The sequence below is a fragment of the Paenimyroides ceti genome (assembly GCF_030409925.1).
This window is the reverse complement of sequence record NZ_JAUFQU010000001.1, coordinates 466,996-490,772: the sequence shown is the minus strand read 5'-3', so window position 1 is coordinate 490,772 and position 23,777 is coordinate 466,996. Positions and strand designations below refer to the sequence as shown.

At 34.6% G+C, this 23,777-nt stretch carries 22 protein-coding genes; 8 read left to right on the top strand and 14 right to left on the bottom strand.

Translation table 11 applies throughout. From position 1 onward, the window contains the following. Positions 1 to 21: 21 nt before the first annotated feature. The 3 genes from QW060_RS02170 to QW060_RS02160 are packed head-to-tail and all read right to left on the bottom strand — an operon-like array spanning position 22 to position 4,645. Complete coding sequence (locus tag QW060_RS02170) at positions 22 to 1,380, bottom strand: UDP-N-acetylmuramate--L-alanine ligase (RefSeq protein WP_290362076.1); 1,359 nt, start codon at positions 1,378 to 1,380, stop codon at positions 22 to 24. 18 nt (positions 1,381 to 1,398) lie between these two features. Further along, positions 1,399 to 3,687 carry a hypothetical protein gene (locus QW060_RS02165; RefSeq protein ID WP_290362075.1) on the bottom strand — a complete coding sequence of 763 codons (2,289 nt, stop codon included), beginning with the start codon at positions 3,685 to 3,687 and terminating at the stop codon, positions 1,399 to 1,401. Continuing rightward, a complete protein-coding gene (locus QW060_RS02160; protein ID WP_290362074.1) occupies positions 3,647 to 4,645 on the bottom strand; it encodes a hypothetical protein in 999 nt (332 codons plus the stop codon). Before QW060_RS02160 ends, QW060_RS02165 begins: the two co-directional genes overlap by 41 nt. A 229-nt stretch (positions 4,646 to 4,874) precedes the next feature. Here QW060_RS02160 and QW060_RS02155 point away from each other — a divergent pair, with 229 nt between their 5' ends. Next, a complete protein-coding gene (locus QW060_RS02155) occupies positions 4,875 to 5,933 on the top strand; it encodes a 3-oxoacyl-ACP synthase III family protein (RefSeq protein WP_290362073.1) in 1,059 nt (352 codons plus the stop codon). Positions 5,934 to 5,988: 55 nt separating this feature from the next. On the opposite strand, the gene QW060_RS02150 is transcribed toward QW060_RS02155, so the two are convergent. The 9 genes from QW060_RS02150 to hpt form a co-directional block, all read right to left on the bottom strand. Further along, on the bottom strand, positions 5,989 to 6,180 hold the full coding sequence (locus QW060_RS02150) for a cold-shock protein (protein ID WP_290362072.1): 192 nt from the start codon (positions 6,178 to 6,180) through the stop codon (positions 5,989 to 5,991). Positions 6,181 to 6,514: 334 nt separating this feature from the next. Then, positions 6,515 to 6,880 carry a hypothetical protein gene (locus QW060_RS02145; protein WP_290362071.1) on the bottom strand — a complete coding sequence of 122 codons (366 nt, stop codon included), beginning with the start codon at positions 6,878 to 6,880 and terminating at the stop codon, positions 6,515 to 6,517. Next, positions 6,853 to 7,083, bottom strand: coding sequence for a hypothetical protein (locus QW060_RS02140; protein WP_290362070.1), 231 nt, complete (start codon positions 7,081 to 7,083; stop codon positions 6,853 to 6,855). Before QW060_RS02140 ends, QW060_RS02145 begins: the two co-directional genes overlap by 28 nt. Before the next feature lie 386 nt (positions 7,084 to 7,469). After that, the gene (locus QW060_RS02135; RefSeq protein ID WP_290362069.1) at positions 7,470 to 9,623 is read right to left on the bottom strand and encodes a S46 family peptidase; all 2,154 of its coding nucleotides are present in this window, start codon (positions 9,621 to 9,623) and stop codon (positions 7,470 to 7,472) included. 77 nt (positions 9,624 to 9,700) lie between these two features. Beyond that, entirely contained in the window at positions 9,701 to 10,300 is a 600-nt protein-coding gene (locus QW060_RS02130) for a porin family protein (RefSeq protein ID WP_290362068.1), read from the bottom strand. Positions 10,301 to 10,406: 106 nt separating this feature from the next. Beyond that, a complete protein-coding gene (gene obgE / locus QW060_RS02125) occupies positions 10,407 to 11,408 on the bottom strand; it encodes a GTPase ObgE (RefSeq protein WP_290362067.1) in 1,002 nt (333 codons plus the stop codon). A gap of 19 nt (positions 11,409 to 11,427) precedes the next feature. Continuing rightward, the gene (locus QW060_RS02120; protein ID WP_290362066.1) at positions 11,428 to 12,702 is read right to left on the bottom strand and encodes a hemolysin family protein; all 1,275 of its coding nucleotides are present in this window, start codon (positions 12,700 to 12,702) and stop codon (positions 11,428 to 11,430) included. 91 nt (positions 12,703 to 12,793) lie between these two features. Further along, complete coding sequence (locus QW060_RS02115) at positions 12,794 to 13,366, bottom strand: adenylate kinase (protein ID WP_290362065.1); 573 nt, start codon at positions 13,364 to 13,366, stop codon at positions 12,794 to 12,796. Positions 13,367 to 13,382: 16 nt separating this feature from the next. Continuing rightward, positions 13,383 to 13,913, bottom strand: coding sequence for a hypoxanthine phosphoribosyltransferase (gene hpt / locus QW060_RS02110; protein ID WP_290362064.1), 531 nt, complete (start codon positions 13,911 to 13,913; stop codon positions 13,383 to 13,385). A 116-nt stretch (positions 13,914 to 14,029) separates the two neighbouring features. Between hpt and QW060_RS02105 the strand changes: the two genes are divergently transcribed. The 7 genes from QW060_RS02105 to QW060_RS02075 all read left to right on the top strand — a co-directional run bounded on the left by QW060_RS02105 (position 14,030) and on the right by QW060_RS02075 (position 21,482). Then, on the top strand, positions 14,030 to 14,581 hold the full coding sequence (locus QW060_RS02105; RefSeq protein ID WP_290362063.1) for a hypothetical protein: 552 nt from the start codon (positions 14,030 to 14,032) through the stop codon (positions 14,579 to 14,581). Positions 14,582 to 14,620: 39 nt separating this feature from the next. Further along, positions 14,621 to 15,775 carry a 5-(carboxyamino)imidazole ribonucleotide synthase gene (locus QW060_RS02100; RefSeq protein WP_290362062.1) on the top strand — a complete coding sequence of 385 codons (1,155 nt, stop codon included), beginning with the start codon at positions 14,621 to 14,623 and terminating at the stop codon, positions 15,773 to 15,775. Between the two features lie 11 nt (positions 15,776 to 15,786). Then, entirely contained in the window at positions 15,787 to 16,275 is a 489-nt protein-coding gene (purE, locus tag QW060_RS02095) for a 5-(carboxyamino)imidazole ribonucleotide mutase (protein WP_290362061.1), read from the top strand. 24 nt (positions 16,276 to 16,299) lie between these two features. Next, complete coding sequence (locus tag QW060_RS02090) at positions 16,300 to 18,072, top strand: tetratricopeptide repeat protein (RefSeq protein WP_290362060.1); 1,773 nt, start codon at positions 16,300 to 16,302, stop codon at positions 18,070 to 18,072. A gap of 137 nt (positions 18,073 to 18,209) precedes the next feature. Then, the gene (locus QW060_RS02085) at positions 18,210 to 19,067 is read left to right on the top strand and encodes a T9SS type A sorting domain-containing protein (RefSeq protein ID WP_290362059.1); all 858 of its coding nucleotides are present in this window, start codon (positions 18,210 to 18,212) and stop codon (positions 19,065 to 19,067) included. 35 nt (positions 19,068 to 19,102) lie between these two features. Continuing rightward, positions 19,103 to 19,351 carry a hypothetical protein gene (locus QW060_RS02080; RefSeq protein WP_290362058.1) on the top strand — a complete coding sequence of 83 codons (249 nt, stop codon included), beginning with the start codon at positions 19,103 to 19,105 and terminating at the stop codon, positions 19,349 to 19,351. Positions 19,352 to 19,451: 100 nt separating this feature from the next. Next, positions 19,452 to 21,482: a M3 family metallopeptidase gene (locus QW060_RS02075; RefSeq protein ID WP_290362057.1), complete on the top strand. Its 2,031-nt coding sequence runs from the start codon at positions 19,452 to 19,454 to the stop codon at positions 21,480 to 21,482. Between the two features lie 30 nt (positions 21,483 to 21,512). Here the strand turns inward: QW060_RS02075 and QW060_RS02070 are convergent, their stop codons facing one another. Beyond that, the gene (locus QW060_RS02070) at positions 21,513 to 22,421 is read right to left on the bottom strand and encodes a GYDIA family GHMP kinase (RefSeq protein ID WP_317623160.1); all 909 of its coding nucleotides are present in this window, start codon (positions 22,419 to 22,421) and stop codon (positions 21,513 to 21,515) included. After that, complete coding sequence (locus QW060_RS02065) at positions 22,421 to 23,737, bottom strand: hydroxymethylglutaryl-CoA reductase, degradative (RefSeq protein ID WP_290362056.1); 1,317 nt, start codon at positions 23,735 to 23,737, stop codon at positions 22,421 to 22,423. Before QW060_RS02065 ends, QW060_RS02070 begins: the two co-directional genes overlap by 1 nt. Positions 23,738 to 23,777: the final 40 nt, after the last annotated feature.

Here is a 23,777-nt window from a genome sequence, read left to right as displayed (position 1 = left end):
GATTTTTTATTTATTGTAATATTAAACAGATAAAAGATTCTTGACTTCGTCAAAATCCAATCCTCCGTAATTCCCTGAACTCATTAACAACAAGACGCTGTCTTCAAATGATGTTTGACTCAAAAATGTTTTAAATGCAACAGGATCCGTAAATACAATAAGATCTTCTCTGTTAAAAGCTTTTTCAATCTGCTCTTTAGAAATTTCTTCAAGTCTTTTAATCGCAACCGCATCAGGTGAATAAAATACAACCGCTATATCTGCTGCTGTCAGGGCCCCATCATATTCTGAAAGAAATTCTGAATTCAAGCTCGAATACGTATGTAGTTCCAGACAGGCAATCAGTTTTTTTTCAGGATATTGCTTTTTAACTGCCTGAGTAGTTGCTTTTACTTTGCTTGGTGAATGTGCAAAATCTTTATAAGCTACAGATGAGGATGTTTCTGCAATTTTTTCCAGTCTTTTTGCAGCACCTTTAAAACTTGCAATGGCTTCATAAAACTCAACTTCATCAACCCCCATATTTTGACAAATCCATTTTGCTCCGGCCAAATTGTTGAGATTATGATCACCAAACACTTCAATCGGCATTGCCCCGTCTGGTGTTTCAAGATATGTTTTCCCTTTGCTTAACGAATATTCTGGGGTATTATACGCTATTTTACGGATAGGTTTTTCAGAAGCCTCTACAATTTCTTTTACCACATTATCTTCTTCATTATAGATGAGAATACCGCCATTAGTAATCTTGTCAATAAAAATACGGAACTGATCAACATAATTTTCAAAAGTCGGAAACACATTGATATGGTCCCATGCAATACCACTTATCAGAGCAATATTGGGCTGATATAAATGGAATTTCGGACGCAAGTCAGTAGGAGAAGATAAGTATTCATCTCCCTCGAGTACAATAAAATCATTGTCATCAGTAAGATGAACCATATTTTTAAACCCTTTTAACTGAGCACCCACGAGATAGTCAACAGAAATTCCATGATAATTAAGTACGTGTAAAACCATAGAGGTAATAGTAGTTTTACCATGAGAGCCTCCAATCACTACCCGTGTTTTTTGTTTTGAATGCTCATATATAAACTCAGGGTAAGAATATATTCTCAACCCGAGCTGCTGTGCCTTCAGCAACTCCGGATTATCTGATTTGGCATGCATTCCCAGAATAACAGCATCTATCTCTTTATTAATTTTTTCAGGAAACCATCCCATTTCCATCGGTAATATCCCAGCGGCTTCCAATCTTGATTTTGACGGTTCAAATACGGCATCATCGCTACCGGTTACTACATCTCCTTTATCGTGCAAAGCCAGCGCTAAGTTGTGCATTGCACTTCCGCCTATAGCTATAAAATGTACTCGCATTGTTATTTTATTTAAGTTTTATATTCCTAAATATTTTCTGAAATATCCGCATTCGTTGATGACATCCTGATAATACTTAGTATCAGCATATTTTGTCTGCAAGTCTTTGAATCCCTGCCATTTTTTTATCATTATCTCTCCATACCCATAGTAATAATCTCTGGAAAAATATTCTTTATTATAAAATTCGTTGCGCTCAACCTTTGCTAAAAGATAAGACATTTTAGCTTTCTGTTCATTTGTCTGCGCTGCTTTTAACGCCATTTCATAATATTTTCTAACCTGTTTCATGGACATCAGATACGGTTGATTATAGGCACTTATACCATTACCATATTCTCCGATGATTTTGTTGTAATAGTAAGTACGCGCATTACCAAAATAACTGGCATTATAAAAAGCATTACCTACCAATAATGCATTGTTGTACACATCATCACCAGCTTTTATTTTATCCTGCATTTCTTTTACCTTTTTCAAAAATGAAATTTTTGTATAGGTAACGGTCTGCTTTGCCATGTGATCGCAATCATTACAATCTTTTATTTTTCCGTTAAACGGATTACCCGGCAGTATGAGATCTTTATAAAGAATCGTATATTCTGTATTATCATAATAAGTACCTTTCGCGGTTGTTGTTTTTTCCATCTCAGCAATGGCAGCATCTACTTTATCCTGATAAAAAAGATAAATTGCATTGCTCTCATTGATATCACTTAAATTATAATCATATAATCCAACAAACATTTCTTCCCATGCTGTTTTATTTTTTCTGAGAAAGAATTGTTCCATTGCAGCTACATTATCCTTTACTAAATAATAAGAACGGTCTGAATTGACCAATTCTGCCATTAATGGATTTTTATTACCTCTGTAAACAGCAGATATATATTGTTTAATCCATGAGGAAGCATAATTATATCTGAACGGACTATCATAAGTATGCTGTTGCGGAACTTCATAGAATAACCAGTTCAAATCAGTAATCAAAGTAGATTGTGCTTTATCATCAATTGTCTTTATCTGAGAAACTTCATTAATCAAATTGAACAACCTTGCTTCATTTTTTATATTTTTATCATTTCCAGCTGTTTTTAAAGCTTTGTCAAATAAGGATTTTGCTTTCTGATGCTCTCCCTGGAATATATTTAAATATCCCGCTGCCATATTCCACAAAGCCGGGTTGTTTAATTTTTCCGGTTTTGATGCTACATCATTTATCCATGTTAATGTTTTCTGGTCGATTTTACCTTTGATTTCTTTTTGGTATTCAGCTGTACTTTTGAGGCTTTTATCCATAAAAACATTAATAGCACTTTCCTGAATATTTACCCAGCGTGTGAGAAGATAATCAATATGAGGACTTTTAGGATTGAGTGCATATATTTCTTTCATACATGCAGCTTCATCCTGATAATAACCGCTCATAGCCCATATAGCGGCTTGTATATCCTTATCTTTAGTCGATGCCAATGCTGTATTGAGTTCTTTCTTATCCATCGGACGGAAATTATACAGGGTTTCATGTCTTAATTTTGGCTCTCTATTAAAAATTTCTGCATAATATAGATTAGCTTTTATAAAATCTTTCTGTGCATGATAAGCTCCTGCAACATAAGACAAAGCTCTTGAGTAAAGTAAATTTTGAGGCTGTTTTGCCTTTGTTTCCTCAAAGAAACTAATAACAGATGCCCGGTTGTCAGAATAAAATTTTGCTTTTAGTACCTGAAACCACATACGATTGGCAAAAAACTCATCGCCTTTGTCTACCTTTTTATAAAATTTTTCTACTTCATCTACAATGGACTGACTGGCATTTTCTATTACCCGGTTTTCATAATTCCAATAATCATAGGTCTGCGTTGAATAATCTTCGATCATTTTTGCATAGTACAGAAAATCTAAAAACTTTTTTACTTTTTTATCAGATGTATTCAGAGATGATGATAATTTATTTTTTGAGTTTTCATGAAATCTCTGGATATCCATATTCAATGAGTCAGTAATAAGATATGCTTTCAGTGTTGCTGACGGCACTGTATTTCCTAAATAATTTTTCCAGTCCTGTACAATATCTTCATTGTGTTTTGAAGTATAATTACTCAGGTAATCATTGTTATAAAATCGCTCATAAGGCGAGTAAAACAATGGTTTATATGAGTTATCAACAAAATACTCCGGTGCAAAAGATGAGGAATAATCATATCCCCACCAACCATCTGCACATCCGTAAGCATATACGCCTGCAGTTAATGTAACGACACTGCTAAAAATCAGTGACCAGTTTTTTAAAAAATTCTTTTTCATAGCTATTAATATTCTTTTCTTCTAAATCATAAAAAATAATCTCTTTCGGGCTATCCGGTATATTGTCAGAAATATCACGGACCATCTGCTGTAAATCTTCAGCTTCAATTTGCTCAATTTTCATCTGATCCCCTTGTTTAAAGAATTTACCGAAATAGGTACCTGCTTTTTTTACAAGAAAACGATTTTTATCTTTTCTTTCAAAAGCAGCGTTTTTTTCAAGGTCTTCCCTGCGTATACGACTGAGTAAATTTATTACCTTTCCATCTCTGCTGTGTATTAGCCATGAATAAATAGGTAAAGCCACATTAAGCTTTAGTGGATAAGTTTTTAAAGAACCTATATACTTTCTGGCAATCGAACCGTCATAAATTGAATTCAATGAATCTGGAGCAATACTTCCCATATTATAATACATAAGCACCCCTTCATCAACATCCGGAATTCCGGTTTTACGATGGTGTTTAACTTGATGTAAACGAATGGTAGACGAAATTTTTAATTCCTTTTTCTCTTTAATAAAATGAATAAAAGAAAAATAGCGTTCTTTACTTTTCAATGACCAGTCACAATCAAACTGAATTTCCTTTATATCGATTTTATACCTATTATTTATCTGTTCAATATAGCGTAAGACATTATCTGCCAGATCGTTCAAATTCAATTTAGCATTGAGCATTACTTCATTTTTGATATACACAACAGGAACAATTTCCACATCCGGTATAGTATCATTGAAAACAACGGCAGTCAAAGGAATAGCTACATCACCTTTGAGTGCTACATCAAAATAGCGTATATAAAGTTTTTTTACGTCTAAATTTTGCATCAATTCTTTCTCAGAAGGTTTTAAAGTGAAATTAGTCTTCCAGTAATAAAAAGATGTTGCAATATCATTTGGTTGTTTTACGCATCCAAACACAATAAACAGCACTAACAGCAACAACCATTTTTTCATAGGTTAAAGGTACATCTTGTTTAAAATATAGCAAAAATATGTATCGCAAAATTACAGTAAAATCAGACAATAACACAACCATACGACAAACAATATTTAAAGTTAAATTTTGAAAAATAAACCAAAACAACCATTGTTTTCCAACATTTTTTCCCTAAATTTATATATTATCTTTTCTTTTCAGAAAATATTTTTCAATGAAAGTTTGATAGTAAATAAAACAAAATCCATGACAAGTAAAATTATTGGTGTAGGAAACTACATCCCTTCAGAAACAATTACCAACTTATTTTTTGATGATCATCATTTTCTGGATGAAAATGGAAATACCTTAAAACATGACAATGCAACCATTGCAGAGAAACTAAAAGAAATAACCGGAATTGAAGAGAGGCGTTATGCATCAAAAGACATGGTCACTTCTGATCTTGGCTTTATTGCAGCGAGAGAAGCACTGAAAAAGTCAGAGATTGATCCTGAAACGCTGGACTATATAATATTTGCACATAATTTTGGAGATGTCCGTTTTGGTACAGTTCAATCAGATATGGTTCCGAGTTTAGCTTCCCGTGTAAAACATGAGCTGGGAATTAAGAATAATTATTGTGTGGCTTACGATATCCTTTTTGGTTGCCCGGGGTGGATCGAAGGATTAATTCAGGGAAATGCTTTTATTAAAGCCGAAATAGCGAAAAGATGCCTTATTATAGGTGCAGAAACCCTTTCAAGGGTAGTTGATATCCATGACAGAGACAGTATGATTTATGCTGACGGAGCCGGAGCTGCCGTTATTGAATTAAGTGAAGACAACACTGGTGTACAATCGCATTTAACAGCTTCTTTTACTCTGAAAGAAAAAGACTATCTTTATTTCGGCAAGTCCTATAACTCTGAAAGTTCTCCTGATATCAAGTATATCAAAATGAACGGAAGGAAAATATATGAATTTGCATTAACCAACGTACCTTCAGCAATGAAAAAGTGCTTTGATGCCAGTGGCTTTTCTATTGATCAGCTGTCAAAGATCATCATACATCAGGCCAATGAAAAAATGGATGAGGCCATTGTAGACAGGTTTTTTAAGCTATACGATAAAGCCACACCTGCTGACATTATGCCCATGGTAATCAGCAAACTCGGCAACAGCAGTGTAGCTACAATTCCTTCACTGCTTACTATGATTTTTAATCAGGAGTTAGAAACACACAGCATCAATCCCGGAGATGTAGTATTATTTGCCTCAGTGGGCGCAGGAATGAACGTGAATGCTTTGGTATATAAGTTCTAAAAAAATAGCGTCGGTATATGATACCGACGCTAATGAAATAAAAAATATATCTTTATTACTTTCTTTTCACATTTACTGCTACTAACCCTTTTTGTCCACGCTCAACATCATAAACAACTTTATCGTTTTCACGAATATTATCTAACAACCCTGTGTTGTGAACAAAAACATCTCCATTACCATCTGATGGAGAAATAAATCCGAAACCTTTAGTTTCGTCAAAAAATTTAACTGTACCTTCTTGCATTATGCATTATTTATATTAATGATTCAAAGATAGCACTTTATTATCACACCACAGCTTTTTTTTAAAATATTTTCAATACATTTTTTAAAAAGGTTCTTTTTTTTTAAATACTTATAAAATATTTTATGCTTTTTTCAAACTATACCAATACACTTATGATTAATACAATGAAGTGCTATTTATTTTTATATACAAATAAAAAGTAAAAATGAATTACTAAGAATACGCTGTAAAAAATATACTGTATCATTCTCTCATGCACCAATAATGTCGGAACGACAAAAAAAGCAATCGTATTAATAATAAAAATTATATTCAGTTTTTTTGATTTCATCTATTTTGTTTTTAATCTGCCCATACATTTCTTATAATCCCTATCATTTCTCCCTATACATATTTCGTATTTCAACATAGTTGCTGCACCTGCAACTAACCCTGGCCATATCCCAGCACCTGCAGCGATAACTGACAAACCTGCCTCGATAAGAAAATCTTCTCTACAGTCTGAATATCCATCTTGCCAATCTTCTAAACATTCTTTTTTCGACCCATAAGAAATCACTAAATCGGTTTTTCGTAATTCAAACATTTCAACTTTAAATTTAGCAAATATCTCCGTTTTAGATATATCTTTATTACCCGTAGCATTAATTTCTTTTAATATTAAATCATTTATATCCTTATGTAATCTTGGATACACTTCGGATACACTTCAGCTACAGCTTTAACATTTTCTACTTTATCGAGTTTCATTTCACTAATAAAATCAATAAATTGTTTATCATTATTAAAATTATATTTACCAGGATCAAAAGTCTTGAAAAACACCTCGTTTTCTCCAATAAATCGTGAAAGTGTATAATAAGCTTTAGCGTAATTTTTGATTAAATTTTCTTCTGACAAAGATTCTTTACTATATGTTGCAGTTTTTGACTCAAAATTATCATTACTACAAGACTATAAATTAAAAAGCTATTGAGACAATCACAATAACTAAAGTTGTTTTTTTCATTATATTCATTTAAGATCGTTTTTAAGCAGGAATCGTTTTCATAATTTTGACCTGTAATTAGTAATTAATACACATAGTTATACCGCTACACTCGTTGATCTTAGTTATATCTAAAACCAAAATATTATTTCAATAGTGCTATATTAAATAAAAAAAAATATTATTCCTAATAATGTTAATTAAATTATTATTATCAATTTATTTATGCATAAAAAACCCGGTAATATTAAATATCACCGGGTTTACGACCAAACAAAATGTTTAGCAGATTACTTTATTATCGTACGATGGTCATCTCATCTATCAGATGTTTTGCACCAGCATATTTATCAATGATAAATAATACATAACGAATGTCTACACTAATGGTACGTTGCAATTTAGGGTCAAAAATCACGTCTCCTGCCATAGCTTCGATATTTCCATCAAATGCAAGTCCGATTAATTCTCCTTTTCCATTTAATACCGGCGAACCTGAATTTCCTCCTGTTATGTCATGATCTGTAAGGAAGTTTACAGGCAAATATCCTTTTTTATCAGCATATTGTCCATAATCTTTTGCATTGTATAAGTCAATCAAACGTTTTGGATTTTCGAATTCTTCGTCTCCTACTTTATTTTTAGCAATCGTTCCTTTTAAAGTTGTATACCAGTTCTCATCAGCATCATTTACTTTATTTCCTCGTGGTAATCCGATTACTTTTCCATAGGTAAGACGCAAAGTTGAATTCGCATCAGGATAGTATTTTTTATTTGGATTTGCTTTTCGTAAACCATCTACCAATAATCTGAAAGATTTTTGATAATCATTTTTTAAGGTCTCAAGATTTTCTGGGTTTTCTCTGTATTTTGTCAACAAATCAGAAGATAATTTATACAGCTCATCATTTTCAACAATCGATTTATCCGGATTGTCTAAATAAGCCATCATTTTTTCTTTAGATGAAAATACACTCTTATCAAATGCTTTTGACACATAAGCTGTATAATCAAAATTTGTTTTCTCTCCTAATTCTTTTACATAAGGCGCTATTGCATACCCGGTAGATTTGGTAGCGTATAGGTTTAACTGTTTTGCCAGCATTTCGCTTTCTAAAGGACCATAAAATTCTTTATAGGTTTCTTCAATTGCTTCCATCAGACTTGGTTTCATCTCAGCACGTTTTGCTGCATTAGATTCAGCATAAACCACTAAAGCACGCCCAAAACTATAAGGTAATGCTGCCAAGTTAGAAGTACGTAAAATAGTCATCAGATAGTTGTCATGACGTGCTTTTTCATTGGTCGCACCATAATATTTATTGATGTCTGCCACTACGTTTCCGAAAGTTGCTTTATTTTCTTTTTTATTAGCCCATTTGTTGAACTCAGCTTCTTCTTTATGCTTTGTTGCCGCTGTCTTGTGAGCAGTCAATGCATCAATCATACCCTGACGGTTTTTCCAGTAGTTGGCAACTCCAGCATATTTACTTGCATAACGAAGTCTAACTTCATCACTTTTGTCCATATACTTTTTCATCACATCCATTCCCAGTTTAGAACCTTCTACCCAAGCAGGATATGCAAATTTTACGTTTTGTTCAATTCCGGCTGCTGGCATCCAACGGTTGGTACGTCCGGGATAACCTAAAATCATAGAGAAATCACCTTCTTTAATTCCTGCTAAAGAAACAGGCAAGTGGTGTTTCGGTACCATTGGAACATTATTTGGAGAATATTCTGCAGGATTACCATTTACATCTGTGTAGACACGAAAGATAGAGAAATCTCCTGTATGACGAGGCCATTCCCAGTTGTCTGTATCTCCACCAAATTTACCGATCGCATTTGGAGGTGTTCCTACCAGACGCACATCATTATAATCCTGATAAACAAAATAGTAATATTCATTTCCTTGAAAGAACGAACGAACCGAAACGGTATATTTTCCACCTTCGTTGTTTTCCTGTTCAATTTTTGCAATTTCCTGATTGATTGCTTTTTCTCGTTCAAGCTCAGACATTTTATCATTTACTTTTGATAAAATTCTTTTGGTAACATCATCCATTCGAACAAAGAAACGAACGGATAAACTTTTTGGTTTACGCTCATCTGCTCTTGTTTTTGCCCAGAATCCATTCGTAAGAATATCATCTTCAGGAGTGGCTAATTCAGCAATTTTATCATATCCACAGTGATGATTGGTTAATACCAATCCCTGATTTGAAATAATTTCTGCAGTACAGCCTCCATCAAATTGCACAATAGCATCTTTTAATGAGTGATTGTTGATACTGTAGATTTCTTCAGAAGTTAACTGAAGTCCCATTTTTTGCATGTCGCGATGGTTCAGACGCTCGATGAACATCAAGAACCACATTCCTTCATCAGCTTTTACTTTTACCGGAAAAGCTAAAATAACGGCTGTGAAAATTAATAGTAATTTTTTCATTGTTATAGATTGATTAAAAAATGTAAACTCTCTATTTTATTAGAGAGTTATACTTTATATATTGTCTTTTTATTCTTTTAGAATAAATAAGTCAGTGATACATTTAACAGATTCGGTCTGTTTTCTACCTGATACTCGATATTATTTTTATCCATAAAAGTAGACCCCACTTTACCTAATCCAAATTCGTAACGTGCATTGATCAGTAATTTAGAAATTTCAACTCCTGCACCAATCTGAAAACCGACATTAAACTGATCCTGTTTCGCATTTACGATGTCTTTCAGAGAGTTTTTATCATCTAAATAATAAGAGAATACCGGTCCTACCTGAGCGTGTGCTATTCCAAGAAATTTCTTTCCTATGTTTACAGGAATATCAATACGCTGTTTGGTCACTTTGAATGACTGTCCATTAGCATCGTCAAATTCATTTTTAAACGAAGTATATAAAACTTCTGGCTGCACATAAAAACCTATAAGACTGATTCTGGATAATACCCCGGCCTGAAAACCTGCGCTTCCTTTTCCTTTAGCATCAACTGCATTGGTAAAGGACTTAATAGCTCCTTTATCTGCGTTGTAAACCATACCTGCTTTGATACCAAAATCAAAGCTCTGCGCTGAAACAAAATTAGTTGCAGCCAAGAATAACATACTGAACAAAAGTTTTTTCATAATCTTATTTTTTTTTAATACTCTTACAAAGATAATTTTTTTAAGCATTTTCTTTATACTAAACGCAGGGTTTAAATCTCTTTTCCTGCAACTTATCAGAAACACTTTAATTGTTAAGCATTTTCCAAAGACGGTCTTTCAGTTCTGTCAACCCTTGCTGGGCCACAGAAGAAATAAACATATACGGTATACCATTAAATTCTTTGTCCAATTGCTGTTTCATTTCAGTCTGTAACTCCTCATCAAGCATGTCTGATTTAGAGATTACAATAAGTTTGTCTTTATCTAACATTTCCGGATTGTAGCGGCGAAGCTCATCTAACAGTATATCGTATTCTTTCTTTATATCGTCTGCATCTGCAGGAATCAGAAATAATAAGGTAGAATTACGCTCAATATGTCGTAAAAAATAATGCCCTAATCCTTTTCCTTCTGCTGCACCTTCAATAATTCCGGGTATATCTGCTATTACAAATGATTTAAAATCTCTGTAAGCCACAATTCCTAAATTTGGTTTTAAAGTAGTAAACGGATAATCAGCAATCTTAGGTTTTGCAGAAGTTAAAACAGAAAGCAATGTAGATTTTCCTGCATTTGGAAAACCAACCAAACCTACATCTGCCAAGACCTTCAGCTCAAGGATAATATCAAGCTCCTCACCCGGTATTCCAGGCTGAGAATATCTTGGGGTTTGGTTCGTTGCACTCCTGAAATGCCAGTTACCCAATCCGCCTTTACCGCCTTTAGCCAATATTTTTTTCTCTCCGTGTTCTGTAATCTCAAATAATACTTCTCCTGTTTCCTTGTCTTTTACAACAGTTCCCAAAGGCACTTCTATCATTTTATCTTCACCATCAGCGCCTGTACTTCTGGCACTACCCCCGTCACCACCATGACCTGCCTTTATATGGCGGGCAAATTTTAAGTGATAAAGTGTCCACAAACCTTCATTTCCTACAATATACACGTGACCACCACGTCCGCCATCACCTCCGTCAGGTCCGCCTTTTTCAATAAACTTTTCTCTATGTAAATGCGTAGATCCTTTACCACCTTTTCCTGATGCAACATATATCTTTACGTAATCTACAAAATTTCCTTCTGTCATTCTATTTATTTTCCGTCTGCTATTCTTTAAGCAAACTGATTCCTATTTTATCTATTTTTACTCCACTGGAGGCCAATACCTCCAATTCCATCTTATTCCAGATTAATTTTTCTCCTGTCTTAGGAATATAAGATAATTCTTTCATCACCAAACCACTTACAGTAGTCACATCATAATCAGGCATCAAATCATCCAGTTCAAAATAAGCAAGCAGATCATGTAACGGATAAAAACCGTCAACGACCCATTTACCTTCTCCGACTTCTTCCAATTTAAATTCTTCTTCATAAAATTCAGAAGCATCCCCTACCAAAGCTTCAAGGATATCATTAAGTGTAATAACACCCTGTACTACTCCATACTCATCTGTTACCAATGCATAATGATTCTTAGTGGATTTAAACAATTCCAGTGCTTTGTATGCTGATGTATGCTCTATCAGGAAAGTAGGCTCCGTCATGGCATCCTTCAAATCAAAATTTTCTTTTTCAAACAGCAGAAATAAATTTTTCAAAGATACAACTCCAATAACTTCATCCAAACTGTTTTCACAAATCGGATAAAAGGAATGCAACTCGTCTATTACTTTTGTTTTCAGGGTTTGCAGATCTTCCTTACAGTCCAGATAAACTACTGACTTTCTATGTGTCATCAGAGAGTTTACCTTTCGGTCTCCAACATTAAATACACGTTCCACAATATCCTGTTCAATTTCCTGTACTTCCCCTACCATCGTACTCTCTTTTATAATAGAACGTATTTCTTCCTCAGTAACTTTACCGTCTGCAGTAGGTTTTATATTAAAGATTTTCATAAGTAAATCTGTTGATGTGGTCAATAACCATACAAACGGACTCGCTATTTTTGAAATTATTTTCATGGGCATCGCCACTATTTTGGCAATGGCTTCAGGATGGTTAAGTCCTAATCTTTTAGGCAAAAGCTCCCCCATGATAAGAGTAAGAAAAGTAAGTATTACTACAACAATTCCGACAGACAGAGAAGAGGCATACGGCCGGAGTACTTCTATCTGCTCTAATAAGAGCTGAACATCAGAAGTAACTTTATCACCGGAATAAATACCGGTCAAAATTCCGATCAGTGTAATACCGATCTGAACAGTAGATAAAAAATTATTGGGTTCATTCGCCAGCTCTAAAGCTGTTTTTGCTCTTGAACTACCCTTTTTGGCTGCAATTTCAAGACGGTTCTTCCTCAAAGAGACCAATGCCATTTCTGACATTGAAAACACACCATTTAAGAGAATTAAGAATAATATGACTACTATTTCCAAGTAAAAAAAATTAAATTAATATATAAAAGTAAAAATCTTACCCTAAAGATACAAAGGATAAGATTGTTACAAAATTTTTATTTAGCAATATCTATAATTTATCAATCACACTGCTCAGTCGTTCCGTTATTTCAGGAATTGAACCAATACCGTCGATAGGATAATATTTGTTTTGTTTTTTGTAAAAATCAATCAGAGGAGCTGTTTTTTCGTTATATTCCTCATAACGCGTTCTGATTTTTGCCTCATCCTGATCATCAGGTCTTCCGGATGTCTTCCCTCTTTCAAGGATACGGGCTACAAGCACATCATCATTAGCCTCCAAACCGATGGTTGCCGTTACCTGTAAATTTATGGAGTTTAAAAAAGTGTCTAAAGCTTCTGCCTGAGCAATGGTTCTTGGAAAACCATCAAACAGGAAACCTGCTTTGTCCATATTTTTTTCTACTTCTGCTTTTAGCATATTGATTGTAATTTCATCCGGTACCAATTCGCCATTGTCCATATATATTCTTGCCTGCTTTCCTAAATCCGTGTCATTCTTCAGATTAAACCTGAAAACATCTCCCGTTGAAATATGGGTAAGATTATATTTTTCCTTTAAAAACTCGGCTTGCGTTCCTTTTCCTGCTCCAGGTTTTCCGAATAATACGATAGCAATCATAATTTTTGTGTTGTTTTTATTTTATTTGATAAACCTCAGGTATATTCCGCCCTTGTTTATTATAATCCAATCCGTAGCCCACAATGAATTTATCCGGAATATTAAATCCGATATAATCCAGAGTTATTGTTTTTGTGTAAGCTTCAGGCTTGTGAAACAAAGTAATTATTTTGAGGTCTTTTATTTTATATCTATTAAAAAGTTCACAAAGTACTTCAATGGTATTACCAGTATCTACTATATCTTCAACGATAACTACTGTTTTACCGGTAACATCAACATCCAGCCCCAACAGTTGTCTCACTTCATTCGTTGTCTGTAATCCTTCATAAGAAGCCATTTTTACAAAAGAGATTTCACAAGGGCGCTGATAATACTTTATGAGGTCAGACAAAAACATAAAAGATCCGTTAAGAACCCCCACAAAAACGCATTCTTCATCTTTGAAATCCTCCGTCATTTGCAGAGCCAGCTCTTTTAGCCGCAATTGAATCTCTTCAGCCGATATGTAAGGAACAAATGTTTTGTCTAAGATCTGAATATCCATTAATTATTTTAATAGGATGCAAATATAAGAAATTGCAGTGAGTTAATTTTTTGTTTATAAATTTTTATTAAAATTTGTATTTTACAGTTTAAAAAAAATCATTTGAAAAAAAATACATGTCTATAAACGATTATTTTTCATCCAATAAATTCGATTTCAGTCTTACATGCAGAAACAACGCTAAAAAATTTATTGTAGAGCAGAATTTACCTGCAGAAACATTTTTAAAGATATTACAACAACAGGAAGAAGATAAACAAATTCCGCTCATCGTAATTCTCGATTCTTTAGTAGAAGATCAGCCTGATTTCCTTAACAGTTCAATGGATTCGTTTATAGAAATAGCACTAAAAACACTCAACGAAACTGCTAAAAGATGCATCAGCCGTATTTTTTATCATTTACTAAGAAATCAGACCTTCTCTTTTTCTGCTTCACAAAAACAAAAAATTATTACCCTTCATTTTGACTGGCTTATAAAACCAAGTCTGGTAGCTACCCGGGTCAACTGTATCAGTGTTTTATTTTATCTGCGCGATGAAGAAGATTGGATTACTGCGGATCTTCTGGCGATTATTAACAATGAACTTCTCAAAAACGAACCTTCTTTCCGAAGCAGAGCATCAAAAGTGATTCGCAAAATTGAAAAAAATCAAAGCCGATTATAAAAAGTAAAATTTTATCTTTGCCACTTAAACAACAACACAATGAGTTATTTTTCTTCCGATTTTAAATTAGGTATTTTAGGAGGCGGACAATTAGGCAAAATGATGCTTACCGAAACCCGAAAATTTGACATTCAAACCTATGTATTAGATCCAAGCAACGAAGCACCATGTCAGTTTGGAGCCACCCGTTTTTTCCAGGGAGACTTAACCGACTATGAGCAGGTAATGGCTTTGGGAAAACAGGTAGATGTACTTACTATTGAAATCGAAAATGTCAATTTGGAAGCTTTGGAAACCCTTGAAAAAGAAGGATTAAAAGTATTTCCTTCTCCCAAAACACTCCGTTTGATACAAAACAAAGGCAATCAAAAAGATTTTTATCTGAAAAATCAGCTCCCAACAGCTCCCTTTACCCGGTTTTCAACTTTAGAAAAATTAAAACAAGCTGTGGAAAGCAGTGAAATTACTCTTCCTTTTGTATGGAAAGTGGCTCAGGGCGGATATGATGGTAACGGTGTAAAAGTCATTCGTAGCTTTTCTGATCTGGAATCATTGGCCGAAGCGGAATGTATTGCAGAGCAAATGATTCCTTTTAAAAATGAGCTGGCAGTTATTGTAGCGCGTTCAGCAGCAGGAGAAATAAAAACCTATCCTGTAGTGGAGATGGAATTTCATCCGGAAGCTAATCAGGTAGAGTATGTGATTTGTCCTGCCCGTATAAGTCAGGAAGTATCAGACAAAGCCCGAGCTGTAGCTCTCGAAGTATCTAAAGCATTTAACCATGTTGGACTTCTGGCTGTAGAAATGTTTCAAACACATGATGATGCAATACTTATTAATGAAGTAGCTCCACGCCCTCATAACTCCGGACATTATTCTATCGAAGCAAGTTACACTTCTCAATTTGAACAGCATATTCGTGCGATACTAGGTTTACCCCTTGGAAACACAGACAGTAAAGTTGCAGGAATTATGGTCAATCTTGTAGGAGAAGACGGTTATTCAGGAGCAGTAGTATATGAAAACATTGAAAAAATAATGGCTATTGACGGAGTAACGCCTCATATTTACGGAAAAAAGGAAACCCGTCCATTCAGAAAAATGGGACATGTAACCATTGTTAATGAAAATATGGACAAAGCAAGAAAAATTGCACAGGAAGTAAAAGAAACAATAAAAGTAATAAGCAAATAATAGCAAACTATATGAAAGTAGCTGTAGTAATGGGAAGCATCTCAGATATGCCGGTAATGCAACAAGCCATTGACGTGCTAAAAGAATTTGGAATTGAAACGGAAGTAGATATTGTTTCTGCTCACCGGACACCTGAAAAACTTGTTGATTTTTCATCTAAAGCACATGAAAAAGGTGTTGCTGTTATCATTGCCGGTGCCGGTGGTGCTGCACATTTACCCGGCATGGTCGCTTCTATGAGCCCACTGCCCGTGATTGGCGTTCCGGTAAAATCTTCTAATTCTATTGACGGTTGGGATTCTGTATTATCTATTTTGCAGATGCCTGGCGGAGTACCCGTAGCAACAGTTGCCCTAAATGGTGCAAAAAATGCAGGTTTGCTGGCAGTACAGATTTTGGGAAGTCAGAATAAAGAGTTGCTTACCAAAATGATTGCATATAAAAATGGATTAAAAGAAGCTGTATTAAAGGCAGCCAATGATTTAAAGTTTACAGAATAAAATCCATTTTTTAAAAGCGTTAAATTGGCTAAAAGATTTTTATTCTTTCCATTTTTTCGTTTATTTTTAAAGAATTTAATAAAGCTGCTATTAATTAGTGGCTTTTATTTTTGTATGATGTCCGGAAAAGTAAAAAAAGGCTTTCTATTTTTTATTATAATTTTTCAGTTTGCTCTTATTTCTGCGCAAACTCAAGAACCTCTTAACTGTGACCAGTTGATAAAGAAAGGAGTAAATGCGATGTATAACAATCAATTTGTAGAAGCCATTACGTTTCTAAATCAAGCACAGCGTCTGCTGGATAAAAAGCCTTATTACAAACAACAGTTTCTGGTTTACAATAACATCGGACTTACCCATCTGAAAATGCATGACTATAAAGAAGCCATTCATTATCTGCACAAATCATACGATCTTGCTATGGATCAACAAAAGCCTGCTGATGAGATGACGGTTTTAAACAATATGGGAATTGTATACACCAAACTAAAAAAATATGCTGATGCTGAAACCTATTTTTTAAAATCTTATGACATTGCGGTTCGTGAAAAAGCAGAAGCCAATACCGGACTTTATGCTACCAATCTCGCCAACCTTTATTACGATCTGAAATATTTTGAAAAAGCGGAACAATACATAGATATTGCAGAAGCATATACCCAAAAAGAAACGCGTAACTATATCAGCACCAAACTGCTACGAAATGCTGTTTTATTAGAAAAAAAACACCCGGAGGAAGTAATCGGTAATCTCTCGGAATTACTTAACTTATGTATAAAAAACGGATACCTGCCTGAAAAGACAGAAGTTCTTTCCTTATTTGCCAAAGCATACCAGCAAAAAGAAAACTATATTCTGGCAGACCAATTTTTAGACAAAGCTCTTTCTGACTCAAAAGATTATGAAGTAAGAAAAAATTTGTTTGAAGAAAAAGCTGCAAATAATTTTATACTGGGAAATTTACGCGAGGTTGTATCTGCAAAAGACTCTATTATTTCACTCAACAAAAAAATAAACGATGCAAACAGTAAAGAACTGTTAGAAAACGCTTCTTTGAAATTTGAATTGTCAAAAAGCAATTATGAATTGAATTTACAAAGAGTGGCAAAAAAGAATCAGAATATTATTTATTTGTTATCCCTCTTTTCTCTTTTATGCCTTTTTGGTTTTATTCTCTATTCTTACTATAAAAGAACCATTCTTATACAGCAAAAAAAAATCATTGCTGAAAATGATCTCACGATAAAAAAACTGGAACTGGAACAGGAAATTAATAACCGGTTGTTGATGCAACGTGATTTTGAAGAGAAGTCTCTTATTGCTGAACTGGATTTAAAACAACAACAGGAGACCGAAATACGATTAAAAGAAGAGATTGAATTAAAAAACAAACAATTATCCAATAAAATATTATTTCAATCTACGAGAAACGAATTGCTTGAAACAATCGTTTCTCTACTACATGACAATACAGGAAACAAAAACAGTGAAACGCTTTTCAGTCTTGCCAATGATTTAAAAATGCATTTGAAAGAAGATACCAAATGGGAAGAATTTAATCAGCATTTTGAAAATATCAATAACCGTTTTCTCGAAAAATTAAACAGCTTGCATCCGGACCTAAATGCCAATGATGTGCGTTTTCTTTCTTTTGTTTTTCTTAATCTGACTACTAAAGAAATGGCAAACTTATTACACATCACTCCCGAAAGTTGTCGCAAAAGAAAGGAAAGACTGCGCATAAAACTTTCCCTACCCAAAGAAACAGACTTATATCAATATCTGATATCTATTTAAATAACAGTATTTTAAATTTTATTTTATTCAGATTGTCACGAAATGTCACGCCTGTTGTCACACTATCATCCTGACTATTTTATTTCTTTTAAATAGTAATCTGTTTATTTGTTTTACAAACAATTAAATTTATTATTATGAAAATTAAATTTTTACTTTTCCTGTTTTGCTCCCTCAATCTTTTTGCCCAAAACCCGACAATAGAAGGAGATCTGATGCTTTGTCCCAATACCAACGGCACAGCAACAATCACAAATGATGTGAATTATGAAACCTATCAATGGTATTTTAAATACTGGTTTCTGAATGACGATTATCAACCTATTGAAAATGCTACTGAATCTTCTTTTACTTATGATTGGTATACCTATGATCAGGCACTCCTTAAAGTTGTTGTAACGTTAAACGGAGAAACATTGGAATCAAATGCCATTCAGATTGACAGCTATAACTGGACACCTATATACATACAAAATGAGTTGAATGAATTTGTTACCGTAGACCCAAACGACGGAACGCTACTCGTATGCGAAGGCCATACAGTAGACTTGAACCTGCCACCATTGTTCAGTGAAAACATTGTTTGGTATAATGATGGAGTACCTATTGAAGGAGCAAACAGCCTTACTTATACGGTTACTGCTCCGGGAGCTTATACTGTAACAGCTTCACCGAATATTTGCCCTGAAAGCAGCAATTCAACCAATCCTTTGTATGTTCAGTTTATAGATTGCAGCCTTAGTACTCCAAACCCTGAATTAGAAAAAAACATCGAGATATATCCAAACCCGACCCCTGACTTCATCCATATTAACAAAGAGCTCAATGCGGATCTCAATTATATCATCAGCGATATGAATCAGAAGACACTTGCAAAAGGTACTCTTACCGATCAGTATTCTAAAGTGGATATGTCTCAATTATCATCCGGTATTTATATGATTACATTATATAACGGTCAACATTCGAAAAGTTACAAGATTGTTAAAAAGTAATTGCTTATATTTGAATGAATTAAAAATCGTTTCTTATGAAATATGTATTGTCAGGCTGTTTGTGTAGCAGTTTTTTGATCATCAGCTGCACCTCTTCTAAAATTCAGAACGATCCTTATGATGCTAACATCATAAAAGAGAAGAGCATTTCTATGGGAGCTGTTCACAATCCCAATTTCAGACCAGTGAAACATGAAAACAGTATAAAAACAGTACTTAAAAACAATATTCAGGAAGTGGAAAAAGAACCTCATCCTTCACAAAATTCTCCTGATAAAAAATAACTTTTTATTAGTAAACAGGTTTTTTACAAATAATTTAAAAAACGTACTTTTAAAGTCGCCAATTTCTGGCGGCTTTTTTAATTTTAAAAGAACGAATACTATGTCTATCTTAACAACTTATTTTCAGACTCCACATAATACAGCCCCGTTTTCAAAGATCAACAATAGTGATTTTGAACCGGCTTTTGATACCGCAATTCAACAGGCTAAAGAAGAAATTGACAGTATAGCTCTTAATATTTTGCCTGCAACTTTTGAAAATACCATAGAAGCGATGGCTTTTTCAGGTATAACATTGGACCGCTTATCAAGTATTTTCTTCAATCTGAATTCAGCAGAAACCAATGACGAGCTACAGCAGATTGCTCAAAAAGTAGCCCCTAAACTATCTGAATTCAGCAATGATATTTTATTGAATGAAAAACTTTTTGAACGCGTTAAACATGTTTTTGATCAGAAAGATCTTTTTGAACTTAGTGCAGAACAGCAAACTCTTTTAGAGAATACGTATAAAAATTTTGTTCGTAACGGCGCTTTATTAGATTCGAAAAGTAAAAGTCGTCTCAGAGAAATCGATGCTGAACTGTCGCTGACTTCTTTAAAATTCGGAGAAAATATTCTTGCAGAAACCAATCAGTATCAAATGCATCTTACGTCAGAAGAAGATTTGGCAGGTCTTCCGGAGGGCGTTATTGAGGCAGCAAGACAACTTGCAGAAAGCGAGAATAAAGAAGGCTGGATTTTCACGCTCGATTATCCGAGTTATCTTCCTTTTGTTACCTATTCTTCTAATCGCGCATTGCGTAAAGAATTAACGCTGGCAGCCGGTAAAAAGGCTTTTCAGAATAATACGTTTAACAATGAGGAAAATGTTTTAAAAATTGTCCGATTGCGGTTTGAGCGTGCGCGCCTTTTAGGATACCCAACACATGCTGATTTTGTACTGGAAGAACGCATGGCACAATCACCACAAAAAGTTACTTCTTTTTTAAACGATTTACTGCAAAAGGCAAAACCAGCCGCTCAGCAAGAATTTAAGGCACTTACTGAATTTGCAAAACAAACTGATGGTATTGACCGATTGGAAAAATGGGATGGTCCCTACTATTCGGAAAAACTCAAACAAGAGCGTTTTAATCTTGATGATGAAAAACTTAAACCTTATTTTAAGTTAGAAAATGTACTTGAAGGTGCTTTTAAAGTAGCTGAAAAATTATATGGAATCCGATTTGAGGAGACAAAGAATATGGATACCTATCATGAAGATGTACAGACATTTGAGGTAAAAGACAGTGATAATAACCTGATTGCTGTTTTTTATACCGATTTTTTCCCAAGAAAGGGGAAACGCAACGGCGCATGGATGACTTCTTTTAAGCCGCAATACATCAAAGACGGAAAAAACGAACGCCCACATGTATCTATTGTTTGTAATTTTACCAAACCCACCGCAACCAAACCTTCTCTACTTACTTTTAACGAAGTAACAACTTTGTTTCACGAATTTGGTCATGCACTACACGGCATGCTTGCAGACACAACATATCCGGGACTTTCGGGAACATCGGTATATTGGGATTTTGTAGAATTGCCAAGTCAGATAATGGAAAACTGGTGTTATGAACAGGAAACTTTGGAATTGTTTGCCCGACACTATGAAACAGGTGAAATGATTCCAATGGAACTCGTAGAAAAAATAAAAGAGAGTGCTAATTTTCAGGAAGGAATGGCAACTCTGCGTCAGTTGAGTTTCGGACTGCTCGATATGGGATGGCACGCACAGGATCCTACCGCAATTACAGATTTAAAAGCTTTTGAAACGGAACAATTCGCTTCTACTCAGCTTTATCCTGATGTAAAAGAAAATGCAATGAGTACCGCTTTTTCCCATATTTTTCACGGTGGATATGCTTCCGGATATTACAGTTATAAATGGGCAGAAGTTTTAGATGCTGATGCCTTCGCTTTCTTTAAAGAAAAAGGAATTTTTAATCCCGAAGTTGCTTCCGGATTCAAAAATAATATTCTTTCAAAAGGGGGAACCGAACATCCGATGGTCCTTTATAAAAGATTCCGCGGACAGGAGCCACAACCGGAAGCTCTGTTGAAAAGAGCCGGATTGACAAAATAAAAAAGAGCGACTTACATAAGTCGCTCTTTTTTATAAAATCATTTCATTGTACTTCAAAATAACAGAAAATCCTTTTTGCTTAAAATATTCTTCAGGATCTTTATCGGATAACACCATCACAAAATCTCCTCCCCATGCTCCAAGGCTTTTTACAACGCCTTCAAAATCAAAAAACAATTCTTTTTGTATGGTAGACACTTGTAATACACTGCTCAGAATAGCTTCATGTTGCTGCATCATTCTTTTGAATTGGCCGAAATCCGTTATAGTCGGAATCTGTTCTGTAATCTCAGAAACCTGTTTTAAAATTTCCGCTGAATAGTCTGCCTTCAATTCAAAATTCCTGATGGCTTCTCTGCTGTTTCTTTTCTTATTCAGATATACAAAATAAATATGCTCCGCAAACACCGGATGGAAATCTAATGGTGTAACCTGAGGTTTTCCTGACAAAGTCTGGTATATGACAGCCTTATTATTTTGTGCACAAGCAATATCATATCCGCTACCTCCAAAAGATTTCTTAAGAAGTTCAAAAGCATCGATTTCAAACCATTGCGCAATATTATTAATCAAGGTGGATGAAGTGCCTAATCCCCATTTTTTGGGAAAAGTCAGAGACGTTTCAACAAGAAAACCACTTTGTTGTTTTAGAACATGGGTATTCATCCGGTGAGCTTCATATAAAATATCTATAAGAGTATTGCGAAACTCTTGATCCGGCATATGTTTTTTTAATACAATATCGTCTATCGAAAAAGAATCGTTGTACCATATTGTCCCGTCTTCATCATAACTTTTCCAGCTGATTACGGGAGTTTGTAAAGGAAAAACATTCAGAGACTGGCCAAATCGTGTAGGTAAGGCAAATGCCTTAGCGCCTTTCAGTACAAGATATTCTCCTGTTATAAGTAATTTACCGTTGCTGTAAAAAGTTGTCATCAGCTTCTTATTTTTTCAACAAAATCAACTACAGCACTATGTGTAAGCGTATTCGTTTCAAAATGCACTTGTACACGCAGTCGCTCTTCATCAGTTGCTTTTAGCTGGTTGAGTATGTTCATAAGATGCATTTTCATATGTCCTTGCTGTATACCGGTAGTTGTCAGGGATTTTAATGCTGCAAAATTCTGAGCGAGTCCGGCAACTGCAATGATCATCATCAGTTCATTTGCTGTTGGTTTTTCGAGAAGCTCCAATGCAAATTTCACCATAGGGTGCAGACTGGTTAACCCGCCTACTGTACCTAATGCCAAAGGAAGATCCATCCAGAACCGGAAAATACCATCTTCTACTTCTGCATGCGAAAGACTGGTATATTTTCCGTCTTTTGCGGCAAATGCATGTACTCCAGCCTCAATGGCTCTGAAGTCGTTTCCGGTTGCAAGCACTACAGCATCTACCCCATTCATGATTCCCTTATTATGCGTAACCGCTCTGTAAGGCTCTATTTCAGCTATTTTAACTGCCTGAATAAATTTTTCCACAAAATACACCGGATCAGGTATTTCCTTGCTTTTCAGGTCTTCTACCTTACAAGAAACTTCTGCCCGTACTAAACAATTGGGAACATAATTAGAAAGAATAGCCATCACTACCTGAAGCTGCTTTTCTTCCTTGGTAAATAATTCATATAAAGGAGCTTCTGTTCGCAATACAGCAGCAAATTCTTCAAGACAGGAATTGATAAAATTGGCTCCCATACTATCTTTAGTATCAAAAGTAGCATGTAACTGGTAATAATTTTCCAATTCATCTGTTTTATCAATCAGCTCAACAGCAAGAATCCCACCGCCACGTTTTTTCATATTGCGCGTAATATGCTCTGTCTGCGAATAAAATTTTGAATGCACAGTTGCAATAAACTGTTGCAGTCTTTTTTTATCCCCTTTGTATATAAAATGGACATTCCCGATTTTTTCTGTAGAGCGTACCGTTGCTTTAAACCCTCCTCTTGCCGACCAGTATTTGGCAGCATTCGAAGCAGCAGCTACAACGGAACTTTCTTCTATAACCATCGGAAGAGTATATACTTTGTCATTGATAACAAAATTAGGAGCTACTCCCAATGGTAAATAAAAATTGGTTATGGTATTTTCAATAAACTCATCATGCAATTTCTGGAGTGCTTTATCAGTGTTCCAATATGAGGTAATGCTTTTTTTGACAGATGTATCACCCTTGAAATAAGTCGTTACAATCCAATTCAGTTTTTCCTCTTTGCTCAATTTTGAAAAACCATTCACTAAATGTGTCATTCTATTCTACTGTAATTTTTTTGCAAAGATATGCATTCTA